Raw genomic sequence first — 19,108 nt, 5'->3', positions numbered from 1 at the left:
CGCCGCCACCTGCCTGTATCCGACCGCAGATAAGGACGTGATGGCGCGATGACCGCAATTCTCGAAATGCGCGGCGTAAGCAAGAGCTTTGCCGGCGTGCAGGCCCTGCGCGACGTCAACTTCACGGTGGAGGCGGGGCAGATCCATGCCCTGGTCGGCGAGAATGGCGCCGGCAAGTCGACCCTGATGAAGGTCCTCAGCGGCGTTTATCCCCACGGCGATTACGAAGGCAGCATCATATTCGACGGCGAGGAGCGGCGCTTTCGCGACGTCAATGATTCCGAGGCGCTCGGCATCATCATCATCCATCAGGAGCTGGCGCTGATTCCGCTGATGTCGATCGCTGAGAACATCTTCCTGTCGCATCCGCCCTCGCGTCTCGGCGTGATCGACCGCGACACGGTTTACCGCCGCACTCAGGAACTGCTGGCCCAGGTCGGCCTCACAGACTTGCCCGATACGCTGGTGACGGATCTCGGCGTCGGAAAGCAGCAACTGGTGGAGATCGCCAAGGCTTTGTCCAAGAGGGTACGATTGCTGATCCTCGACGAGCCGACCGCCAGCCTGAACGAGAACGATAGCGCTGCATTGCTGGACCGGCTGCTTGCCTTCCGCGCCCAGGGCATCGCCTCGATCCTGATCTCGCACAAATTATCGGAGGTCGCCCGCGTCGCCGACCGGATCACGGTGCTGCGCGACGGCCGCACCGTCGACAGCATCGATTGCCGGGCCGAGCCGGTGGAAGAGGACCGGATCATCCGCAGCATGGTCAATCGCGACCTGGCGCATCGCTTTCCGCAACGCACCGCAACCATCGGCGCACCGGTCTTCGCCGTGCAGGACTGGACGGTGCATCACCCGCTGCACAGGGACCGCAGGGTTATCAAGGGCGTCGATTTCGAAGTCCGGCGCGGCGAGGTGGTTGGGATCGCCGGGCTGATGGGCGCCGGCCGTACCGAATTCGCCATGAGCCTGTTCGGCCGCGCCTGGGGCGAGCGGATCAGCGGGCGTATCTGGCTCGACGGAAGGGAGGTCAACCTGACGAGCGTGGCTGCGGCGATCGACGCCGGCCTTGCTTACGTCACCGAGGATCGCAAGGAGCTCGGCCTGATCCTGGATGCCGACGTCCGCAAGAACATCACGCTGGCGAGCCTTGGCCGCGTGGCGAGGCAGGGCAGGATCGATGATATGTCCGAGCTGCGTGTCGCGAGCGAATACCGCAACCGGATGCGGATTCGCTGTTCCGACGTCTATCAGGAGACCGGGCAGCTCTCCGGCGGCAATCAGCAGAAGGTCGTGCTGTCGAAATGGCTGATGACCGATCCGAAAGTATTAATCCTCGACGAGCCTACGCGCGGCATCGATGTCGGGGCAAAATACGAAATCTATTGTATCATCAATGAGCTTGCCGAGGCAGGCAAGGGCGTGGTGATGATCTCGTCGGAAATGCCGGAATTGCTCGGGGTCTGCGATCGTATCTGCGTGATGAATGACGGCGCTTTGGTCGGAGAATTCACCGCCGCCGAGGCCACCCAGGAAAGGATCATGCGCGCCATCATGCGCAACAAGGAAATCGACAAGAAGGTACTTCAGGGAGATTTGCGGCCATGACCGACAAGACGGTTGCGCTGCCCGGGCACGCCGGATTCATCAAGAACAATTTGCGCAACTACGGCATGCTGCTGTCGCTGTTTGCGATCATGTTGTTTTTCCAGGTCATGACCGACGGCACGCTGCTGCAGCCGCTGAACCTCACCAATCTGGTGCTGCAGAACAGCTACATCGTGATCATGGCGCTCGGCATGCTGCTGATCATCGTCACCGGCCATATCGACCTGTCGGTCGGTTCGGTCGCGGGCTTTGTCGGCGCCGTCGCGGCGGTGCTGATGGTGCGCTATCACGTTGCCTATCCGCTGGCTTTCATCGCCTGCCTGCTGGTGGGCGCGCTGATCGGCGCCGCACAGGGCTATTGGGTTGCCTACTTCAAGATCCCGTCCTTCATCGTGACGCTGGCCGGCATGCTGGTGTTCAAGGGGCTTGCGCTCGCGATCCTGGCGGGCCAGTCGGTCGGGCCGTTTCCGCCGACCTTCCAGAAATTGTCCTCCGGCTTCATCCCCGAACTGTTTCCCGGCGCCGGCACGCTTTATCCGACATCGCTATTGATCGGCGCCGTCTTGGCGGTGGCCTTGGTCTATACCAGTGCGAAGAACCGGGCACGGCAGGCATCGCACGGCATCGATGTGGAGCCCTTTGGCTTCTTCGTCGCCAAGAGCGCGCTGCTGTTCGCCGTGATTGTGTTCTTTGCTGGCCTGATCGCCTCGCATCGCGGCCTGCCTAACGTGCTGGTGATCATGACGGCGCTGATCGGGCTCTATGCTTTCGTCACCACCCGTACGGTGATTGGCCGTCATATCTATGCGATCGGCGGCAACGCCAGGGCCGCCAGCCTGTCCGGCATCAAGACCGAACGGCTGACGTTCCTGACCTTCGTCAATATGGGCGTGCTGGCGGCTCTCGCCGGTCTCGTGTTCGCCGCGCGGCTCAATACGGCGACGCCGAAGGCCGGCGCCGGCTTCGAACTCGATGTCATCGCGGCCTGTTTCATCGGCGGCGCGTCCGCTTATGGCGGCGTGGGCAAGGTCGGTGGCGCCGTGATCGGCGCCATGATCATGGGCGTCATGAACAACGGCATGTCCATCCTCGGCATCGGCATCGACTACCAGCAGGTGATCAAGGGCCTGGTGCTGCTCGGCGCCGTCTGCCTGGACGTCTACAACCAGCGGCGATAGGGCAGCAGCGGCTACGCGGCCGCCAGCTCCCGCTTCGCGAACTCGCTGGTCTTGAGACGTGCGACGAGTGCTGCCACTTCCTCGGTCTCGGCGGGCGTCAGGTCCGTCAGTGGCGAACGGACATGGCCGCTGTCACGGCCGATCACCTTCATCCCCGCCTTGATGATCGAGACGGCATAGCCGCGTTTGCGGTTGCGGATCGCGATCAGAGGGAGGATGAAATCGCGCAACCCGGCCTGCACCGTCTCGCGGTCGCGGCGGCGCACGGCCGCGTAGAACTTGGTCGAGAACTCCGGGACGAAGTTGAATACCGCGGAGGAATAAGTGGTTACGCCCATTTCCAGATAAGGCAGTGCAAAGGTCTCGGCCGTCGGCAATCCGCCGACATAGGTCAGCCGGTCGCCCATGCGCAGGTGGATGCGGGTCATCAGCTCGATGTCGCCGATACCGTCCTTATAGCCGACCAGGTTGGGGCAGCGCTGGCACAGTCTCTCGAGCGTATCCTCGTTCACGATCGCATTGTCGCGGTTGTAGACGATGACACCGAGCTTGGTCGCATTGCACACCGCTTCGATATGGGCGGCCAGTCCTTCCTGTTCCGAAAAGACCAGATAGGGCGGCAGCAGCAGCAAGCCGTCGGCGCCGGCCGCCTCGACCCCGATGGCAAGTTGCGTCGCCATCGCGGTGCCATGGCCAATCCCGGCGAGCACCGGCACGCGTCCCTTGGTCTCGTCCACAGCCGTTGCCACGACCTTCGCGACCTCGGCCGGGCTCAGCGAGAAGAATTCGCCGGTGCCGCCGGCGGCAAACAGACCCGCCACCTCATACCCGCACAGCCAGTCGAGATTGGAGCGGTAGCGAGTCTCGTTGAACGTGTTGTCGGGCCGAAATGGTGTAACGGGGAACGACAGCAGGCCATCGCCGATCCGGCTGGCCATCTCCTTGGGGGTCATCTTGCTCATGCTCTTGTCCTTCAGCGGCTTACGCCAAAGGATTAATGCAAGATGCCCACGGACGGAGACCCAATCACTGTATCGATCGATCCATTGATTGGATCGAGCCGGGTTGGCCGGCAAGGTCTCGGGCAATGCCGGCAATGACGGGGAGAAGCGGATTGTCATTATCGCCGCGCCGGACAAAGAACAATTCGGCCGGGCGCTGCCACTGCATCAGGACGGGCCGCAGCACGACGCCGCTGAAGCGCAGATTCGCCGCGGTCTCGGGGACTAACGCCACGCCGACACCCGAATGCACCATGGCAAGGATCGAATGGATCTGCGCAAGATGCTGCGCGTAATTCGGCACTAGATTTGCGCGTGAGAACAACTCGACCAGGAGATCGTGGAAATAGCGGGCTTCATATGGCTCGTACATGATGAAGGGCTCGCTCGCGAGATCCTCCAGACGTGGCTCGTCCGCCTGAGCGAGCGGACGGTCGCTCGGCAGAGCCGCGACCAGCGGTTCCGCCGTCACGCGGAAGGCGTCAAGACCACCGCGCGGTATCGGCGGGCGGAGCAGGCCGATATCGATCTCGCCGGAATCGAGCCGCTTGAGCTGGTCGCTGGAGACCATTTCCTTCAGCGATATCTCGATATCGGGAAGTTCGCGCCGGCAGGCCGCGACCAGCGCCGGCACGTAGCTGTAGGCGGATGTGGCCGTGAAGCCGATATTGATCGATCCGGCCTTGCCGCTTGCCATCCGGCGGGCCAGCACGGCCGCGCTTTCCGCCAACTTGAGGAGATGCCGCGCATCGATCAGAAAACGCTGGCCCGCCGGCGTTAGCTGGACGGCGCGGTTGCTGCGCTCCAGCAGCGTCACATCGAGGACGCGTTCGAGAATCTGGATCTGTCGGCTGAGCGGCGGCTGCGTCATGTTCAGTCGCTGCGCCGCGCGCCCGAAATGCAGTTCTTCCGCAACTGCAACAAAGCAGCGCAACTGGCTCAGCTCAAACATGAAATCCGTATTTTCAACCTGAGACGAAGGGCCGGTGACCGGCCGGATGTCCGACTTCTACCGGCTGATGCGCGGCCGATCCATCCAAAAAAGGTATCGACCTATCCGCAGACTAATTCATAGGCCACCCTGCCCATGACCTATCATTCCTCCCCAACGCTGCCTCGAAGGTCTGCAGCCTGCCGGTGAAAACGGCGGGATCGCGCTGAATTGCGCTTTGAAACGGAGGAACGACCGATGTCTATGCCATCTCTCGCCCGGGCGATTGCCGCCGCTGTCCTTACGGTGTGCGCCTTGGCGCCAAGCGGAGCGCGCGCCCAGAATTTTGAGCGGCCCGTGCGGCTGATCGTGCCGTTCGCTCCCGGCGGCACCTCGGATATTTTGGCGCGCCTGATCAGCCCAAAACTATCCGCCGCCATCGGTCAGTCGGTCGTGGTCGAGAACAAGCCGGGCGCAGCGGGCAATCTCGGGGCCGACGCCGTCGCCAAGGCGCAGCCCGACGGCCACACGCTGTTGCTGATGGATGTCGGATCGCTGGCAACGGCGCCCAGCCTGTTTTCCGATCTCACTTTCGACGTTCAGAAGGACCTTGCGCCCATTTCCATGGTGATGTTCGGCCCCTACGTCCTGGCCGTCCATGAATCGGTCCCGGCGAAGTCGTCCAAGGAGCTGATCGAATACGCCAAGGCCAATCCGAACAAGCTCACTGTCGCCAATTCCGGCGTCGGCGGCGCCAATCATATCACCGCCGTGGTGATGGCGAAGGAACTGGGAATTCAGTGGAAGAACGTTCCCTACAAGGGCGGGGCCGCTGCCTCGCGCGCCGTGGTGTCCGGGGAGAGCGGCGTGATCATCAACGGCGCGGCGGCGACGATGCCCTTTGTGACAAACAAGCAGCTTGTCGGACTTGCCGTCACCGGCGAGCAGCGGATTGCCTCGGCTCCCGATCTGCCGACTTTCAAGGAGGCCGGCCTGCCCGGCGGCGACGCCGGGACCTGGCAGGGCATCCTGACCACCGGTGGCACGCCGCCTGCCATGGTCGCGCGATTGAACGCCGAAATCCGCAAGATCCTGGAGCTTCCCGAGATTCAGCAGAAGATCGCCGAGCAGGGTGGCGTGGTGCGCGGCCAATCGCCGGAGGAATTCCGCAACTGGCTCAAGGACGCGACGACGCGCTGGGGCACGATCATTCGCGAGGCCGGCATCAAGGGCAGCTAAGGGCGGGCCGATGACGCGTTCCCGGATCGACCTGCAGGACCTGCTGTTTGGCCTGTTCCTCGTGGCGGTGGCGACGGGTACGCTCGTCGCCACGCGCAATCTGACGGTCGGTCACGCCGCCGATATGGGGCCGGGCTATATGCCGCGCGTCGTCGCACTCGCGCTGATGGTGTTCGGCGTCTTCTTTACCGGGCGTGGGCTCTGGCGCGCGGGTCGCGGCATCTCGTCCGTTCAGTTGCGGCCGCTGCTGGCGATCCTGGCTTCTGTCGGCGTTTTCGCGCTGACGGCGGAGCGGTTGGGCCTCGCGATCGCCTCCGTCGCCGCCGTAATTCTCGCCAGCTTCGCCACCCGAGAAGCCCGGCTTGTCGAGACCGTGGCGTTTGCCGTCGTGCTTTCGGGCGCTGCCGTTCTTCTGTTCGTCAAGTTGCTGGGCTTGCCGATCCCGATCTGGCCCCGCTAGGGCGGCACGCTTCGCAGGCAGACGCATATGGAACTGTTTGACAATCTGCTGATGGGTCTTTCGACGGCCCTTCAACTCAACAATTTGATTTTCTGCCTGATCGGCGTGGTCATCGGGACCGCGATCGGCGTGCTGCCCGGCATCGGTCCGATTCCAACGGTGGCGTTGCTGCTGCCCTTCACCTTCGGCCTGTCGCCTGCGAGCGCCATGATCATGCTGGCCGGCATCTTCTACGGCGCGCAATATGGCGGCTCGACCACCGCCATCCTGGTCAATGTGCCGGGCGAGACGTCGTCGGTCGTCACCTGTATCGACGGTCACGAGATGGCCAAGCAGGGCAGGGCCGGAACCGCGCTGGCCATTGCCGCGATTGCCTCGTTCTTTGCCGGCACGATGGCGACGATCGTGATCGCGCTACTCAGCGTGCCGTTGTCGGTGCTGGCGCTTAAATTCACCGCGGTCGAATATTTCAGCCTCCTCGTGCTCGGCCTGATTGCCGCAGTCGTGCTCGCGCATGGTTCGGTCGCCAAATCGCTGGCAATGGTGCTGCTGGGGTTGTTGCTCGGCCTCGTCGGGATCGATGTCTCGTCGGGCGTCGCACGCATGACTTTCGGCATCCCCGCACTCTCGGATGGTCTTGATTTCGTGCCGATCGCGATGGGCCTGTTCGGGCTGGGTGAAATCATCGCCAATCTGGAAAGACCCGCCGAGCGCCGTGTCGTCAGCCAGTCGATCCGCAGCCTGATTCCGAGCTGGACGGATTTGCGGGCGGCTTTTCCGGCCGTGGTGCGCGGCACGGCGCTGGGTTCTGTGCTGGGGGTGTTGCCCGGCGGCGGCGCTGCGCTTCCGCCGTTCTCCTCCTACGCGCTGGAGAAGAAGCTCGCCCGCGATCCCTCACGCTTCGGCAAGGGCGCCATCGAGGGCGTTGCCGGTCCGGAGGCCGCCAACAATGCCGGCGCCCAGACCAGCTTCATTCCGCTCTTGACGCTCGGCATTCCAGCCAACGCCCTGATGGCGCTGATGATCGGCGCGCTGATGATGCAGGGCATCCAGCCCGGCCCGCAGATCATGACCGAGCAGCCCAAGCTCGTCTGGGGCGTCATCGCCAGCATGTGGGTCGGCAACCTGATGCTGCTGATCATCAACCTGCCGCTCATCGGCCTGTGGGTCTCGATGCTAAAAATTCCGTATCGGCTGCTGTTTCCCGCCATCGTTCTGTTCTGCTGCATCGGCACCTACGGGATCGCCAATAGCCTGTTCAATGTCTGGCTGATGATGGGCTGCGCCTTGATCGGCTATTTCTTCATCAAGATCGGCGTCGAGCCGGCGCCGCTGCTACTTGGCCTCGTGCTCGGTCCACAATTGGAAGAGAACTTCCGGCGCGCGATGTTGATCGCTGACGGCGATTTCACCGTCTTTCTGTCGCGGCCGATCAGCGCGGTCATCCTCGCAGTCGTCGCCGCCTTGTTGCTGGCAATGCTTTCGCCGGCAATTCTGAGAACGCGGAAAGAGGCGCTGGCGGAATGAGCGGTGTGGCCGTCAGTCGCGCAGTTGCCAGCGGCCGATGACCCGAAACCGCGAATTCGCATTGTCCTGACGACACAAGGCGATGGCGTCGATAGCGATCGGGCCGATGCCGGTTGTCGAAAACCTGCTGCGTAGCGTTGCCACAATCGGCTCGCGCCGTTCGGCGGGAAGCCGTCCCGTCAGCGTCATGTGGAAGCGAAATTCCTCGAAGACGTAAGGGTAGCCCCAGCGGTCGAGATAGTCGCGCTGCCGTGGCGTCAGCGCCGCCGGACTTCGCCGCGCGCGATCTTCCGGGCTGAGTGGAGCGCGGAACGGATCGAATGCCATGGTCGCCTGGGCGGCAAGCAGGTCGAGATCTGCCGACGGTTCGCCGGGAATGAGCGCAATGAAGCCGCTGATCGAATCGACGACCGGTTGGATCACGGGCACTGGCCGGGCCAGATCGGCGAACAATTCGCAGGCCGCAGCAAGCTGCGCCTCGGCCTTGCCGTCGGCCAGCGCTATCGGCGCCTTCAGCGTGGCGTGAAAGCCGTATTTGCGCGGATTGCGCGTCAGCTCGCGCCAGTCCAACGGGAGACCGTCCGGAAAGGACAGGTCTTCACCGCGATGGGCATCGTAGCCGAGCAGAGAAGCGCCGAACCGGTCGAGCGCGCTGTCGGGCCTGGCGGTGTGATAGATTGCGTAACGGGGGTAATTTGCCATTGCGTCAGAATACGGCCGCCTCACGCGGCTGCAACTGCCTTGCGTGTTGCTGCGGACGAACGGACAAGACGGTTCGCCTCTGTCAGATGTACGACACGCCCCGCGGCAATGACTGCGACGACCCGCGGCCGCAGCGGCACCGTGTCATCGACGAGAAGGATGTCGGCGCGCTGTCCTGCGGCGAGCGTGCCGCGATCGGCGAGGCCGGCGGCACGCGCCGGTGCCGCCGAGATCAACTGCCATGCCGCGGCCAGCGGCAGAACGGCGTCGGCCACAAGCCGGAATGCCGCCAATAGCGGCGCCGGATAATAATAGTCCGACGCAAGCACCGAACAGAGGCCCTTGGCGATCATGTCGGAGGCCCTGGTCCAGCCGGTATGGCTGCCGCCGCGCACGACATTGGGCGCGCCGAACACGATGAAGTCTCCGGCTTCGGCAGCATCGCGTGCAGTTTCCTCGTTGACCGGGAATTCGGCGATTGCAACGCCCTGCGCGCGGAAGGCCTGCCGCATCGCCGGGCTCTCGTCGTCGTGGGAGAGCATCCGGACGTTTGCCGCGCGCGCTGTCTGCGCCAGCCGGGCGATCGAAGCCGGCACGTCGTGGCCGCGGCAGACCACACGTTCCACCAGGCGATCGAACGCCTCCTTGCTGAGACCCGTGCGGTCGACCATTCGGCTGCGCTTTTGCGGCTTGGCGAGGCTGGCGACCGTCGAGTCCATATGGTCGTTGAAGGCGAACAGGTCGACGCGTCCTTCCGAAAGCCAGCCGATGATTTCGCTTTCCGCGTCGAGATTGTAGGTCTCGTGCCGGAGATGGAAGCGGGTGTCGGCGGCGAGCTGCGGCCGCATCTGCTCGATCGCCTCCAGCAGGCGCCTGGCATTGTCGGCGCTGCGCAGGCCGGGCTCCCACGACCAGGTCGTGGCATGATAGACGGTCGTGATCCCGTTGCTGATCGCCTGCCGGTCGCTGTCGACAAGCGCCACATCGATCGGGAAATCGACCCCGGGGCGCGGCATCATCTGCCGCTCGAAGGCATCACCATGCAGATCGACAATGCCCGGCAATACCAGGAGGCCGTTGGCATTGACGCCACCGATGCTGTAGTTGCTGTCCGCACCTACGGCTGCGATCTCGCGGCCAGCGATCCGCAATGAGGTTTCGACGATTTCGTTGCCGAGCAGGGTCCGGCCACCTTCGATGAACAGTTCAGTCACGATGCGGCACTCTGGTTGAATGGACGGCGACTAGCTGCGGCGCCGGCTTCGTACTTTTCGAGAAAGCCCGCTACATCGAGCTTGCGGAAATCGGGCAGGGCGCGGCGCAGCGTCTCATGGTCCCAATCCCACCACGCGAGTTCCGCAAGCCGCCCGGCAATGGATTCCGTAAAACGCCGCTTGATCGGCCGTGCCGGATTTCCCGCAACGATCGTATAGGCGGGGACGTCCTTGGTCACGATGGCGCCGGCGGCGACCACTGCGCCGGTGCCGATCGAGCGGCCAGACAGAATGACCGCGCCGTGGCCGATCCAGACATCATGGCCGATATGGACGTGATGCTTGCGGCGCCATGCAAAAAACTCGGCATCGTCGCTCTCGCCCGAAAAGTAGCTGGAGGCGCGGTAGGTGAAATGCGCCTGCGAGGCCCGGTGCATCGGATGATTACCCGGATTGATGCGCGTCATCGCCGCGATCGAACAGAATTTCCCGATCGTCGTATAGGTGATCTGCGAGTCGTTCACGACGTAGGAATAATCGGCCATCGTGACTTCGAGCAGAATGGTCCGGGCGCCGACCTCGGTGTAGGCGCCAAGCTGGCAGTCGCGCACTGACGCGGTGGGGTCGACCAATGGTTCAGTGGGAAGCATCTTGCCGGCCATCGGTAACGTCCATCTACAATCGGGAAAAGGGGCACCCGCTCGTCTTCGATGCGCTTGATGACAGGATCATGACGGACACATGACGCCCGCTGCTGTGGACGAACGCCGCACCGCAGCGTGCGTGTCACACAACTGTAAGATCGAGCCGCTAGCGATGCTCCACGATCGGGACTCTGGAGCATTGCATGCTGGTGGTTGAAGGTTTGACGTGTCGGTTCGGCACCAAGGCCGCGGTGGATAACGCGTCTTTCTCGATTCAGCCGGGCAGCTTCGTCGGCGTGATCGGCCGCTCCGGCGCCGGCAAGTCGACGCTGCTGCGGATGATCAACCGTCTCGCCGAGCCTTCCGAGGGACGCATCCTGTTCGAAGGCGTCGACGTGACCGCGCTGCGCGGCAAGGAGCTGCGGCAATGGCGCGCGCGCTCGGCGATGATCTTCCAGCAGTTCAATCTGGTCGGCCGGCTCGATGTCCTGACCAATGTGCTGATGGGGCGGCTGGCTGCGGTACCGTCATGGCGTTCCCTCGCTCAGCTTTGGCCCGAACGTGACAAGGCAATAGCGATGTCGGCGCTCGAACAATTCGATATGGCGTCTATTGCATCCCAACGCGCCGACCAGCTCTCCGGCGGTCAGCAGCAGCGCGTCGCGATTGCGCGTGCGCTGGTACAGGAGCCCGACATCATACTTGCCGACGAGCCAATTGCTTCGCTCGATCCTCGCAACACCCGTGTGGTCATGGATGCCTTGCTGCGCATCAACAAGCATTTCGGGATCACCGTAGTCTGCAATCTGCACTCGCTCGATCTGGCGCGAAGCTACTGCGATCGTCTGATCGGCATGGCGTCGGGGCGGATAGTGTTCGACGGCGCACCGGTGGCGCTGACAGATCGCATCGCGCGTGAGCTCTACGATCTTGAGGCCAATGAGGTGATGGATGCGACGCCGGCGCTTGCGCCAGTCGGATCGGCGGTTCCCACGCTCGGTACGGTCGCCGCGGCCTGAGTGTTGCGTCCAAAAATCAAGAGCTGCGCGGGACTTGAAATCCGCAAGCTAAATTGCTGCAAAAACAGGAGACGTCATGTTCAATCGTCTTATTATCCTCGCCGCTGCGGCGGGATTGGTATTCTCAGCTTCCCCCGCATCAGCCCAGGACTGGAAAGCGAAATATCCCGAACTGGTGTTCGCAAAGGTCCCCGATGAGAATGCATCGGGAACGACCAACCGTTGGACGCCTTTGGCGGAGTATCTGTCCCGCGAGCTCGGCACGAAGGTGACGCTGCGGATCGCCAACGACTACGCCGCCGTGATCGAAGGGCAGCGGGCCGGCAACATCCACATCGCGATGTACGGTCCGGCGTCTTATGCACGTGCGTACATCATCGGCGCCAAGGTCGAGCCGTTCGCGATCGAAGTGAATGGCGACGGCACCAAGGGCTATTACTCCGTCCTCTATGTCAAAAGCGACTCGAGCTACAAGGACATCAAGGACCTGAAAGGCAAGAATCTCTGCCTTGTCGACCCCAATTCAACGTCAGGCAACAACGTGCCGCGTTTCGCGATGGACAAGATGGGCATCGACCCGGAGAAGTTCTTTTCCAAGGTGGTTTATTCGGGAAGCCATGAAAACGCGGTGATCGGGCTTGCCCAAGGCACCTGCGATGCGGCGTTCAACTGGTGGAATGACGAAAAAGAATCGAACCTGCTGCGGATGGAACGCAAGGGCATGGCGAAGGCCGCCGATTTCAGGATCATCCTGAAATCCGAACAGATTGTGAATTCGCCGATGGCATATCTCGGTAGCCTGCCTGCCGACCTCAAGGCGGCGATCAAGAAGGCCGTGCTGGAAATTGCAGTGAAGGACAAGGCCGCTTTCGACAAGATTTACGAAGGGAAGCAACTGCCCTTCGTCGAGGTTGACCACAAGGCCTATGAGGCCGTGATCGATCTGACCAAATTTGTCGACAGCTTGCGCAAGCAGAAGTCCTGAACGGAACGACGTTTCCAGACGATTCGGGCGGATCGCGAGGTCCGCCCATTGTCTCTTCAGAAAATTCCATGCGAACAGCAGTCCCCGAATTCCCGGAAGCCAGGCTGCGCGAGCTGGCCGATCGCTATGCGGCTGCAGTTGCCGCCAAGCGACGGCGTATATGGCTGGGTTCGGCGGTCCTGATCGCCGCGGCGCTTGCCGCCGGCTGGATGGGCGACGTCGATCTTTGGAAGTTTGCCGAGAATTTCTGGCGCTTCCCGGCCTATTTCGCCAGCATAGCTCCCACGTTTTCGTTCTCGTCTGCCTGGAATGATCTCTCGGAATGGCTTTGGGGCTTGCCTCGCTGGACGCTGCTTCTCGGAGATACCCTGCTGATTGCGTATATGGGAACCCTTTCGGGAGCTATATGCGGATTCGCTCTCTGCTTTCTGGCATCGGCCAATCTCGTCAGGTCGCGCGCAATCGTTTTCGTCACACGGCGCGTTCTCGAATTTTGCCGGACCGTGCCGGAGATCGTCTTTGCCCTGGTTTTTGTACTGGCATTCGGCCTGGGACCGCTTCCAGGCGTGCTCGCAATAGCAATCCATACCACTGGCGCGCTTGGCAAGCAGTTCGCCGAAGTTGTCGAGAATATCGATAACAAGCCGATCGAGGGGGTGGCGGCGAGCGGAGGTAGCTGGATTCAGATTGTCCGGTTCGGCGCGGTGCCGCAGGTCCTTTCAAACTTCGTGAGTTATGCTCTGTTGAGATTCGAGATCAACGTGCGCGGCGCGGCGGTGATGGGCTTCGTCGGCGCCGGTGGGATCGGGCAGGATTTGATCGAGGCCGTGCGCAAGTTTTACTACAGTGACGTTAGCGCCATCCTCTTGCTCATCATCGTCACGGTCATGCTGTTCGATTTCATTACAGAGCGCGTGCGCCATCGCCTCCTTGGGCTGGAGGGCACCGGCGCATGAAATCGTTCAGCTCCGACGCTCAGGCCGCAATCGTTGAACGCTATCCGAGCCATTTTCGCCCGGATTGGTGGAGCAGGGCAAAGATCACGATAGGCCTTGGCACGGCTGTCGCGCTTTTTCTGTTCGGGATTGCCCAGCTAGACATTTCGTTTCACCGGCTTTCTGACGGAATGGCCAGGCTAGGCGGATTCCTTCGGCTTATGTTGCCGCCCGATCCTGGTTCATGGGCAGAGGCATTGAAGTATTTGAATGCGCTCGGCGAGACGGTGTCGATCGCATTTCTCGGTACGCTGGGCGGAGCACTGCTGGCCTTGCCAGTGGCTCTGCTGGCCGCACGCAATGTGGTTGCGAACCGGATCGTCCACTTCTTCTCACGCCGTAGCCTCGACACCATCCGTGGTGTCGATATCTTGATCTGGGCGCTCATCTGGGTCGGCGTCGTGGGATTGGGTCCGTTTGCAGGTATCCTTGCGGTCATCTGCAGCGATTTCGGGACGTTTGGAAAGCTATTCTCGGAAGCTATCGAGGCTGCCGACAAGAACCCCGCAGAGGGAGTTCGATCGGCGGGCGGCAGCCATCTCCATAGCGTCCGGTTCGGGCTGTTGCCGCAGGTCTTTCCAATTCTGCTGAGCCAAGTGCTTTACTACTTCGAGATCGAACACGCGCTCGGCGACGATTATCGGAATCGTCGGGGCCGGCGGAATCGGCCTTCAGCTTGCCGAACAAATCCGGGTGCTGGAATGGCAAAAGGTATCGTTTCTGATTCTGCTTATCCTCATCGCGGTTTCCGCAATTGACTGGATTTCCGGCAAACTCCGGTTTGCGATCATCGGACAACGAGCGGTCGCGTGATGCTTCGTTAGGGTGGGCAAAGGCGCGCGAGCTACGTGCCCACCATCTAGGGCACGTCACTGAATGGTGGGCACGCTATCGCTTTGCCCACCCTACAAGCATCAACTGTTCTCCACCAGAAACTCGACACGCTCCGCGGCGAAGCGCGCGCGTTTGGTTACCAACGGTTTGCCGTCGGTATCGACATCGGTACTATCGACCACGAGAACGGGACGCCCGAGCGCGAGATCGAGCCTTGCGGCGTCGGAGGCGTCCACGATGGTGGCGGTGACGCGGGTTGAAGCGCGGCGGTAATCGCGAACGCCGTAATGCACCAGCAGTTTGGTCATCGAGCGTACGTTGGCGAAGACCGCTCCGGCGCCCGGAAAGCGATCGGCGGAAAGCCAATTGGTGCTGACGCAGATCGGCGTACGGTCGGCGAGCCGCACCGATTCGATCCGGACCAACGGCGCGCCGGTCTTCAGTCCGAGCTCACGGGCCAGTTCGCGCGTCGCGGGCTCTTCGGAGGCATCGATCAATTGGCCGCGCGGCTCGCGGCCGCCGGCGCCGACGATTTCGGAAAATCGCGTCCGCGAGCGCAAGGGATAGGCGAGGCGCTGCGCCTCGACATAGGTGCCGCTGCCGCGTTCGGCGCGCACCAGGCCGCGTTCGGCAAGCGCAGCCAGGGCGCGCCGCACGGTGTGGCGGTTGACCCGATAGGTATCGGCGATCTCGATCTCGCCCGGCAGCTTTTCGCCCGCAGCAAAGCGGCCGTCGGCAATGCCGCGCTCGATACCGTCGGCAACCTGCCGCCACAAGGCGACGCCGGAACTCTCCTGCAGGCTCATGGCGTGGTGATACCAGAAATTATCCGTTTGTCACGAAACAGTCATGGCGCTCCGTTATCAAGTTGTCTATTATCATAGACAACTTGATTCAGGCAAGGTTGCTCAATGGGATTGACCGGTCGGAACAGCAGAGAGGCGCAGCGCAAGGCCGCGATGGCGGTGCTGGCGCATTCCGAGGCTGGCGACATTGCGGGCCATCTCGCGGCGATCGCGGTACCCGCACATGAGAACTTGCGCGAGCCCGAGAATGGCCTCGTGATGGTGCGCGGCCGCATCGGCGGCGACGGTGCGCCGTTCAATCTCGGCGAGGCCACGGTGTCGCGCGCGGCGGTGCGTCTTGCGACCGGCGAGATCGGCTTCGGCTACGTGCTCGGCCGCGACAGGCAGAAGGCGCAGATGATCGCGCTGTGCGATGCCATGGTGCAGTCGACAGAGTTTTCGGGCGAGGTCGAGACCAAGGTGATCGGGCCTTTACGCGCCGCCATGATCGCCGATCGCAGCCGCAAGGCGGCCGAGGCTGCGGCGACGCGGGTCGATTTCTACACCATGGTGCGCGGCGAGGGGTGATGCGATGACGACGGTTGCAGAATTGCCCGCAGGGTTTGCCGACAAGGTGTTGTCGGCGCAGTCGACCTTCCGTTCCGTGATGGATGCGATGGCGCGTCCGGGGAGCGTGCAACGGGTCGCGGCGGCTGCCGGCACGCCGGCCGGGATGATGCGCGGCGCGGCGGCGATCGCGCTGACGCTGTTCGATCACGACACGCCGATCTGGCTCGATGCCGCGATGTCGGTCACGCCTGATGTTGCGAAATGGCTCAAGTTCCATACCAGTGCGCCGGTGGTCGCGGATTCCTCGATCGCCAGCTTCGCCCTGATTGGCGACGCCAAGAACCTGCCGGCCCTCGATTGCTTCGCGTTCGGCAGCAACGAGTATCCTGACAGGTCGACGACACTGATCCTGCAGGTCGAGAGCCTGACGCAGGGGCCCACCTTCCAGATGAGGGGGCCGGGCATCGACGGTACAGGGCTGCTGCTGGCGACGCTCCAGCCGCGCGACCTCTTTCAGCGGCTCACCATCAACGAAGCCCTGTTCCCGCGCGGCATCGATGTCGTGCTGGTTCATGACGACTTGATTGTCGCGATCCCCCGAACCACGCGGCTGGTCGCAAGCGGAGCGTAGCCCATGTATGTAGCCGTCAAAGGAGGCGAACGCGCCATTGAGAACGCCCACCGCCTGCTGGCGCATGAGCGGCGTGGCGACCGTGATGTGCCCGAACTCCGCTGGCGCAAATTGCCGAGCAGCTCTCGCTCGGCGTCGACCGCGTCATGACCGAAGGCTCGCTCTACGACCGCGAGCTGGCGGCACTTGCGATCAAGCAGGCGCGCGGCGACTTGATCGAGGCGATCTTCCTGGTCCGCGCCTTCCGCGCCACGCTGCCTCGTTTTGGCGCGACCGAGCCGGTCAACACCGGCGAGATGCAGGTCCGCCGGCGCATCTCCTCGACGTTTAAGGATATTCCGGGTGGCCAGATCCTGGGGCCGACTTTCGATTATACCCATCGCTTGCTGGACCCGCAGCTTGCGGACGGCTTTGTGCCGGAGCAGCCGACGACGTCGGAGGTGACGCGGGCGGCAACGCCACGCGTCACCGACATTCTCGGTCGCGATGGCTTGATCGAACCTTCGCCGACAGCGGATGCCGATGCGCCGGTCGGCGATCTCACGCGCGAGCCGCTGAGCTTTCCGGCCGACCGCGACCTGCGGCTGCAAAATCTTGCGCGTGCCGACGAGGGGTTCCTGCTTGCGCTCGGATACTCTTCACAGCGCGGCTATGGACGCAATCACCCATTTGCCGGCGAAATCCGCTTCGGCGAGGTGGAGGTGGAATTCTTCGCCGAGGACGCCGGCTTTGCCGTCCCGCTTGGCTCGATCGCGCTGACCGAGTGCCAGATGGTCAACCAGTTCAAGGGATCGGCGACCGAGGCGCCGTGTTTTACGCGCGGCTATGGCCTGGCCTTCGGACAAAGCGAGCGCAAGACCATGTCGATGGCGTTGGTCGATCGCAGCCTGCGCGCCCGCGAGCTGGGCGAGGAAGTGATCGCTCCGGCCCAGGATGAGGAATTCGTGATGTCGCACTCGGACAATGTTCAGGCGACCGGCTTCGTCGAGCATCTCAAGCTGCCGCATTACGTCGACTTTCAGTCCGAGCTCGGTCTGTTGCGCAAGCTGCGCAAGGAGTTCGCTGAGGCCAATGAGGCGCCGGATATGCAGGAGGCCGCGGAATGAACACACCAGCTTACAATTTCGCCTATCTCGACGAACAAACAAAGCGGATGATCCGCCGCGCGATCCTGAAGGCAATTGCGATTCCCGGCTATCAGGTGCCGTTCGCCAGCCGCGAGATGCCGATGCCCTATGGCTGGGGCACCGGCGGCGTGCAGGTGACGGCCGCGATCCTGGGGCCCCAGGATGTGCTGAAGGTGATCGACCAGGGTTCGGACGACACCACCAACGCGATCTCGATCCGGAAATTCTTCGGCAAGACCGCGGGCGTCGCAACGACGACCGCTACGTCGGACGCCACCGTGATCCAGACCCGGCATCGGATTCCCGAAGCGCCGCTGCATGCCGGGCAGGTGCTGGTCTATCAGGTGCCGATCCCCGAGCCGCTGCGGTTCCTGGAGCCGCGCGAGACCGAGACGCGGCGCATGCATGCGCTGGCCGAATATGGCCTGATGCACGTCAAGCTGTATGAAGACATCGCGCGCTTCGGCCATATCGCGACCTCCTACGCCTATCCGGTGAAGGTGAATGCACGCTATGTGATGGACCCGTCGCCGACGCCGAAATTCGACAATCCGAAGATGGACGATTGCCCGGCGCTGCAACTGTTCGGCGCAGGCCGCGAAAAGCGCATCTACGCGATCCCGCCGCACACCCACGTGGTGTCGCTCGACTTCGAGGATCACCCGTTCACGCGCTATCGGTTCGACGCGCCTTGCGCGCTGTGCGGCGCCGGCGATTCGTATCTCGACGAGATCGTCACCGACGACAAGGGCGGCCGGATGTTCGTCTGCTCGGATACCGACTACTGCGAGTCTCGCCAGTTGGCCGGCCATCGCGGCAGCGAGAGTGCGCCGCCGCACAAGGAGAGGGCGCATGGCTGAGCCGCAAGACCCCATGCAAGACCAGCCGCTTCTGGTCGCCGAAAACGTTGGCAAGAACTATGGCCGGTTGACCGCCTGCCGCGACGTATCGTTTGCGCTCTATCCCGGCGAGGTGCTGGCTATCGTCGGCGAGTCCGGCTCGGGCAAGTCCACGCTGCTGCAACTATTGTCCGCGCAGCTCGCGCCGAGCGCCGGGCGGGTGTCATACCGGATGCGGGACGGCGTGTTGCGCGATCTCGCCGGCCTCGGGGAGGCCGAGCGCCGCTTCTTGTTCCGTACGGATTGGGGCTATGTGCACCAGGACGCCGCGCAGGGCCTGCGGATGGCGGTCTCGGCCGGCGCCAATGTCGGCGAACGGCTGATGGCGGTTGGCTGGAATCACTATGGTCGCATCCGCGATATCGCCTCGTCCTGGCTGGAGCGCGTCGAAATCGATACCGCGCGTATCGACGACGCACCGCGCACCTATTCCGGCGGAATGCGGCAGCGGCTGCAGATCGCGCGCAATCTGGTCACCGAGCCGCGGCTGGTGTTCATGGACGAGCCCACCGGCGGGCTCGACGTGTCGGTGCAGGCGCGGCTGCTCGATCTGATGCGCAATCTCGTGAGCGAGCTCGGCCTTGCCGCCATCGTCGTCACCCATGACCTCGCTGTGGCGCGGCTGTTGTCGCACCGCGTGATGGTGATGAAGGGTGGGCGTGTCATCGAAACCGGCCTGACCGACCAGGTGCTCGACGACCCCCGCGAGCCCTATACCCAACTGCTCGTTTCCTCGATCCTGCCGGCATGAGCGCG

The 19,108-nt window shown here is 63.0% G+C and carries 18 protein-coding genes and 2 pseudogenes; 14 read left to right on the top strand and 6 right to left on the bottom strand.

Features of this window, described 5'->3' with window-relative positions:
- Positions 1-48 precede the first annotated feature (48 nt).
- Positions 49-1,611 carry a multiple monosaccharide ABC transporter ATP-binding protein gene (gene mmsA, locus ACFXS9_RS02810; RefSeq protein ID WP_392684919.1) on the top strand — a complete coding sequence of 521 codons (1,563 nt, stop codon included), beginning with the start codon at positions 49-51 and terminating at the stop codon, positions 1,609-1,611.
- The gene (mmsB, locus tag ACFXS9_RS02805; RefSeq protein WP_392684916.1) at positions 1,608-2,789 is read left to right on the top strand and encodes a multiple monosaccharide ABC transporter permease; all 1,182 of its coding nucleotides are present in this window, start codon (positions 1,608-1,610) and stop codon (positions 2,787-2,789) included. Before mmsA ends, mmsB begins: the two co-directional genes overlap by 4 nt.
- Before the next feature lie 11 nt (positions 2,790-2,800).
- On the opposite strand, the gene kdgD is transcribed toward mmsB, so the two are convergent.
- Both kdgD and ACFXS9_RS02795 read right to left on the bottom strand, forming a co-directional pair.
- Entirely contained in the window at positions 2,801-3,751 is a 951-nt protein-coding gene (gene kdgD / locus ACFXS9_RS02800) for a 5-dehydro-4-deoxyglucarate dehydratase (RefSeq protein WP_392684913.1), read from the bottom strand.
- 64 nt (positions 3,752-3,815) lie between these two features.
- On the bottom strand, positions 3,816-4,742 hold the full coding sequence (locus tag ACFXS9_RS02795) for a LysR family transcriptional regulator (RefSeq protein WP_392684911.1): 927 nt from the start codon (positions 4,740-4,742) through the stop codon (positions 3,816-3,818).
- 237 nt (positions 4,743-4,979) lie between these two features.
- Between ACFXS9_RS02795 and ACFXS9_RS02790 the strand changes: the two genes are divergently transcribed.
- The 3 genes from ACFXS9_RS02790 to ACFXS9_RS02780 are packed head-to-tail and all read left to right on the top strand — an operon-like array spanning position 4,980 to position 7,947.
- Entirely contained in the window at positions 4,980-5,960 is a 981-nt protein-coding gene (locus tag ACFXS9_RS02790; RefSeq protein ID WP_392684908.1) for a Bug family tripartite tricarboxylate transporter substrate binding protein, read from the top strand.
- Between the two features lie 10 nt (positions 5,961-5,970).
- Positions 5,971-6,420 (top strand): tripartite tricarboxylate transporter TctB family protein, encoded by a 450-nt coding sequence (locus tag ACFXS9_RS02785; RefSeq protein ID WP_392684905.1) that lies wholly within the window; start codon positions 5,971-5,973, stop codon positions 6,418-6,420.
- A 27-nt stretch (positions 6,421-6,447) separates the two neighbouring features.
- On the top strand, positions 6,448-7,947 hold the full coding sequence (locus ACFXS9_RS02780) for a tripartite tricarboxylate transporter permease (protein ID WP_392684903.1): 1,500 nt from the start codon (positions 6,448-6,450) through the stop codon (positions 7,945-7,947).
- A gap of 12 nt (positions 7,948-7,959) precedes the next feature.
- Here ACFXS9_RS02780 and ACFXS9_RS02775 read toward each other — a convergent pair whose 3' ends face one another.
- The 3 genes from ACFXS9_RS02775 to ACFXS9_RS02765 are packed head-to-tail and all read right to left on the bottom strand — an operon-like array spanning position 7,960 to position 10,525.
- On the bottom strand, positions 7,960-8,649 hold the full coding sequence (locus tag ACFXS9_RS02775) for a DUF1045 domain-containing protein (RefSeq protein WP_392684900.1): 690 nt from the start codon (positions 8,647-8,649) through the stop codon (positions 7,960-7,962).
- Between the two features lie 20 nt (positions 8,650-8,669).
- Positions 8,670-9,863, bottom strand: coding sequence for an alpha-D-ribose 1-methylphosphonate 5-triphosphate diphosphatase (locus tag ACFXS9_RS02770; protein WP_392684897.1), 1,194 nt, complete (start codon positions 9,861-9,863; stop codon positions 8,670-8,672).
- On the bottom strand, positions 9,860-10,525 hold the full coding sequence (locus ACFXS9_RS02765) for a chloramphenicol acetyltransferase (RefSeq protein ID WP_392684894.1): 666 nt from the start codon (positions 10,523-10,525) through the stop codon (positions 9,860-9,862). Before ACFXS9_RS02765 ends, ACFXS9_RS02770 begins: the two co-directional genes overlap by 4 nt.
- A gap of 185 nt (positions 10,526-10,710) precedes the next feature.
- Between ACFXS9_RS02765 and phnC the strand changes: the two genes are divergently transcribed.
- The 4 genes and pseudogenes from phnC (at position 10,711) to phnE (ACFXS9_RS02745) (ending at position 14,319) form a co-directional block, all read left to right on the top strand.
- Positions 10,711-11,526, top strand: coding sequence for a phosphonate ABC transporter ATP-binding protein (gene phnC / locus ACFXS9_RS02760; protein ID WP_392684891.1), 816 nt, complete (start codon positions 10,711-10,713; stop codon positions 11,524-11,526).
- A 76-nt stretch (positions 11,527-11,602) separates the two neighbouring features.
- Positions 11,603-12,511 (top strand): phosphonate ABC transporter substrate-binding protein, encoded by a 909-nt coding sequence (gene phnD / locus ACFXS9_RS02755; protein ID WP_392684889.1) that lies wholly within the window; start codon positions 11,603-11,605, stop codon positions 12,509-12,511.
- A 68-nt stretch (positions 12,512-12,579) separates the two neighbouring features.
- Positions 12,580-13,467, top strand: a complete 888-nt coding sequence (gene phnE, locus ACFXS9_RS02750) for a phosphonate ABC transporter, permease protein PhnE (RefSeq protein ID WP_392684886.1) — start codon at positions 12,580-12,582, stop codon at positions 13,465-13,467.
- Positions 13,464-14,319 (top strand): annotated as a pseudogene (gene phnE / locus ACFXS9_RS02745) (phosphonate ABC transporter, permease protein PhnE). Before phnE (ACFXS9_RS02750) ends, phnE (ACFXS9_RS02745) begins: the two are co-directional and overlap by 4 nt.
- A 101-nt stretch (positions 14,320-14,420) precedes the next feature.
- Here phnE (ACFXS9_RS02745) and phnF read toward each other — a convergent pair.
- Positions 14,421-15,146, bottom strand: coding sequence for a phosphonate metabolism transcriptional regulator PhnF (phnF, locus tag ACFXS9_RS02740; protein WP_392684883.1), 726 nt, complete (start codon positions 15,144-15,146; stop codon positions 14,421-14,423).
- A 105-nt stretch (positions 15,147-15,251) separates the two neighbouring features.
- On the opposite strand from phnF, the gene phnG reads away from it, so the two are divergent.
- The 5 genes and pseudogenes from phnG (at position 15,252) to phnK (ending at position 19,103) form a co-directional block, all read left to right on the top strand.
- Entirely contained in the window at positions 15,252-15,713 is a 462-nt protein-coding gene (phnG, locus tag ACFXS9_RS02735; RefSeq protein WP_392684880.1) for a phosphonate C-P lyase system protein PhnG, read from the top strand.
- Positions 15,714-15,717: 4 nt separating this feature from the next.
- Positions 15,718-16,326, top strand: coding sequence for a phosphonate C-P lyase system protein PhnH (phnH, locus tag ACFXS9_RS02730; RefSeq protein ID WP_392684877.1), 609 nt, complete (start codon positions 15,718-15,720; stop codon positions 16,324-16,326).
- Between the two features lie 3 nt (positions 16,327-16,329).
- A pseudogene (locus tag ACFXS9_RS02725) lies at positions 16,330-17,432 on the top strand (carbon-phosphorus lyase complex subunit PhnI).
- Positions 17,429-18,313: an alpha-D-ribose 1-methylphosphonate 5-phosphate C-P-lyase PhnJ gene (locus ACFXS9_RS02720; RefSeq protein ID WP_392684874.1), complete on the top strand. Its 885-nt coding sequence runs from the start codon at positions 17,429-17,431 to the stop codon at positions 18,311-18,313. Before ACFXS9_RS02725 ends, ACFXS9_RS02720 begins: the two are co-directional and overlap by 4 nt.
- Positions 18,306-19,103, top strand: coding sequence for a phosphonate C-P lyase system protein PhnK (gene phnK, locus ACFXS9_RS02715; RefSeq protein WP_392684871.1), 798 nt, complete (start codon positions 18,306-18,308; stop codon positions 19,101-19,103). Before ACFXS9_RS02720 ends, phnK begins: the two co-directional genes overlap by 8 nt.
- The last annotated feature ends 5 nt before the right edge of the window (positions 19,104-19,108 follow it).

It is taken from the genome of Bradyrhizobium sp. RDI18 (genome assembly GCF_043203335.1).
Lineage (GTDB): Bacteria > Pseudomonadota > Alphaproteobacteria > Rhizobiales > Xanthobacteraceae > Bradyrhizobium > Bradyrhizobium retamae.
Note: the sequence above shows the minus strand (reverse complement) of the source record. Positions and strands in the feature narration are given on the sequence as shown.

Bases quoted from the DNA above. Each gene is read 5' to 3' on its own strand.
- mmsA (WP_392684919.1), top strand. From the start codon at position 49: ATGACCGCAATTCTCGAAATGCGCGGCGTAAGCAAGAGCTTTGCCGGC.
- mmsB (WP_392684916.1), top strand. From the start codon at position 1,608: ATGACCGACAAGACGGTTGCGCTGCCCGGGCACGCCGGATTCATCAAG.
- kdgD (WP_392684913.1), bottom strand. From the start codon at position 3,751: ATGAGCAAGATGACCCCCAAGGAGATGGCCAGCCGGATCGGCGATGGC.
- ACFXS9_RS02795 (WP_392684911.1), bottom strand. From the start codon at position 4,742: ATGTTTGAGCTGAGCCAGTTGCGCTGCTTTGTTGCAGTTGCGGAAGAA.
- ACFXS9_RS02790 (WP_392684908.1), top strand. From the start codon at position 4,980: ATGTCTATGCCATCTCTCGCCCGGGCGATTGCCGCCGCTGTCCTTACG.
- ACFXS9_RS02785 (WP_392684905.1), top strand. From the start codon at position 5,971: ATGACGCGTTCCCGGATCGACCTGCAGGACCTGCTGTTTGGCCTGTTC.
- ACFXS9_RS02780 (WP_392684903.1), top strand. From the start codon at position 6,448: ATGGAACTGTTTGACAATCTGCTGATGGGTCTTTCGACGGCCCTTCAA.
- ACFXS9_RS02775 (WP_392684900.1), bottom strand. From the start codon at position 8,649: ATGGCAAATTACCCCCGTTACGCAATCTATCACACCGCCAGGCCCGAC.
- ACFXS9_RS02765 (WP_392684894.1), bottom strand. From the start codon at position 10,525: ATGGCCGGCAAGATGCTTCCCACTGAACCATTGGTCGACCCCACCGCG.
- phnC (WP_392684891.1), top strand. From the start codon at position 10,711: ATGCTGGTGGTTGAAGGTTTGACGTGTCGGTTCGGCACCAAGGCCGCG.
- phnD (WP_392684889.1), top strand. From the start codon at position 11,603: ATGTTCAATCGTCTTATTATCCTCGCCGCTGCGGCGGGATTGGTATTC.
- phnE (WP_392684886.1), top strand. From the start codon at position 12,580: ATGCGAACAGCAGTCCCCGAATTCCCGGAAGCCAGGCTGCGCGAGCTG.
- phnF (WP_392684883.1), bottom strand. From the start codon at position 15,146: ATGAGCCTGCAGGAGAGTTCCGGCGTCGCCTTGTGGCGGCAGGTTGCC.
- phnG (WP_392684880.1), top strand. From the start codon at position 15,252: ATGGGATTGACCGGTCGGAACAGCAGAGAGGCGCAGCGCAAGGCCGCG.
- phnH (WP_392684877.1), top strand. From the start codon at position 15,718: ATGACGACGGTTGCAGAATTGCCCGCAGGGTTTGCCGACAAGGTGTTG.
- ACFXS9_RS02720 (WP_392684874.1), top strand. From the start codon at position 17,429: ATGAACACACCAGCTTACAATTTCGCCTATCTCGACGAACAAACAAAG.
- phnK (WP_392684871.1), top strand. From the start codon at position 18,306: ATGGCTGAGCCGCAAGACCCCATGCAAGACCAGCCGCTTCTGGTCGCC.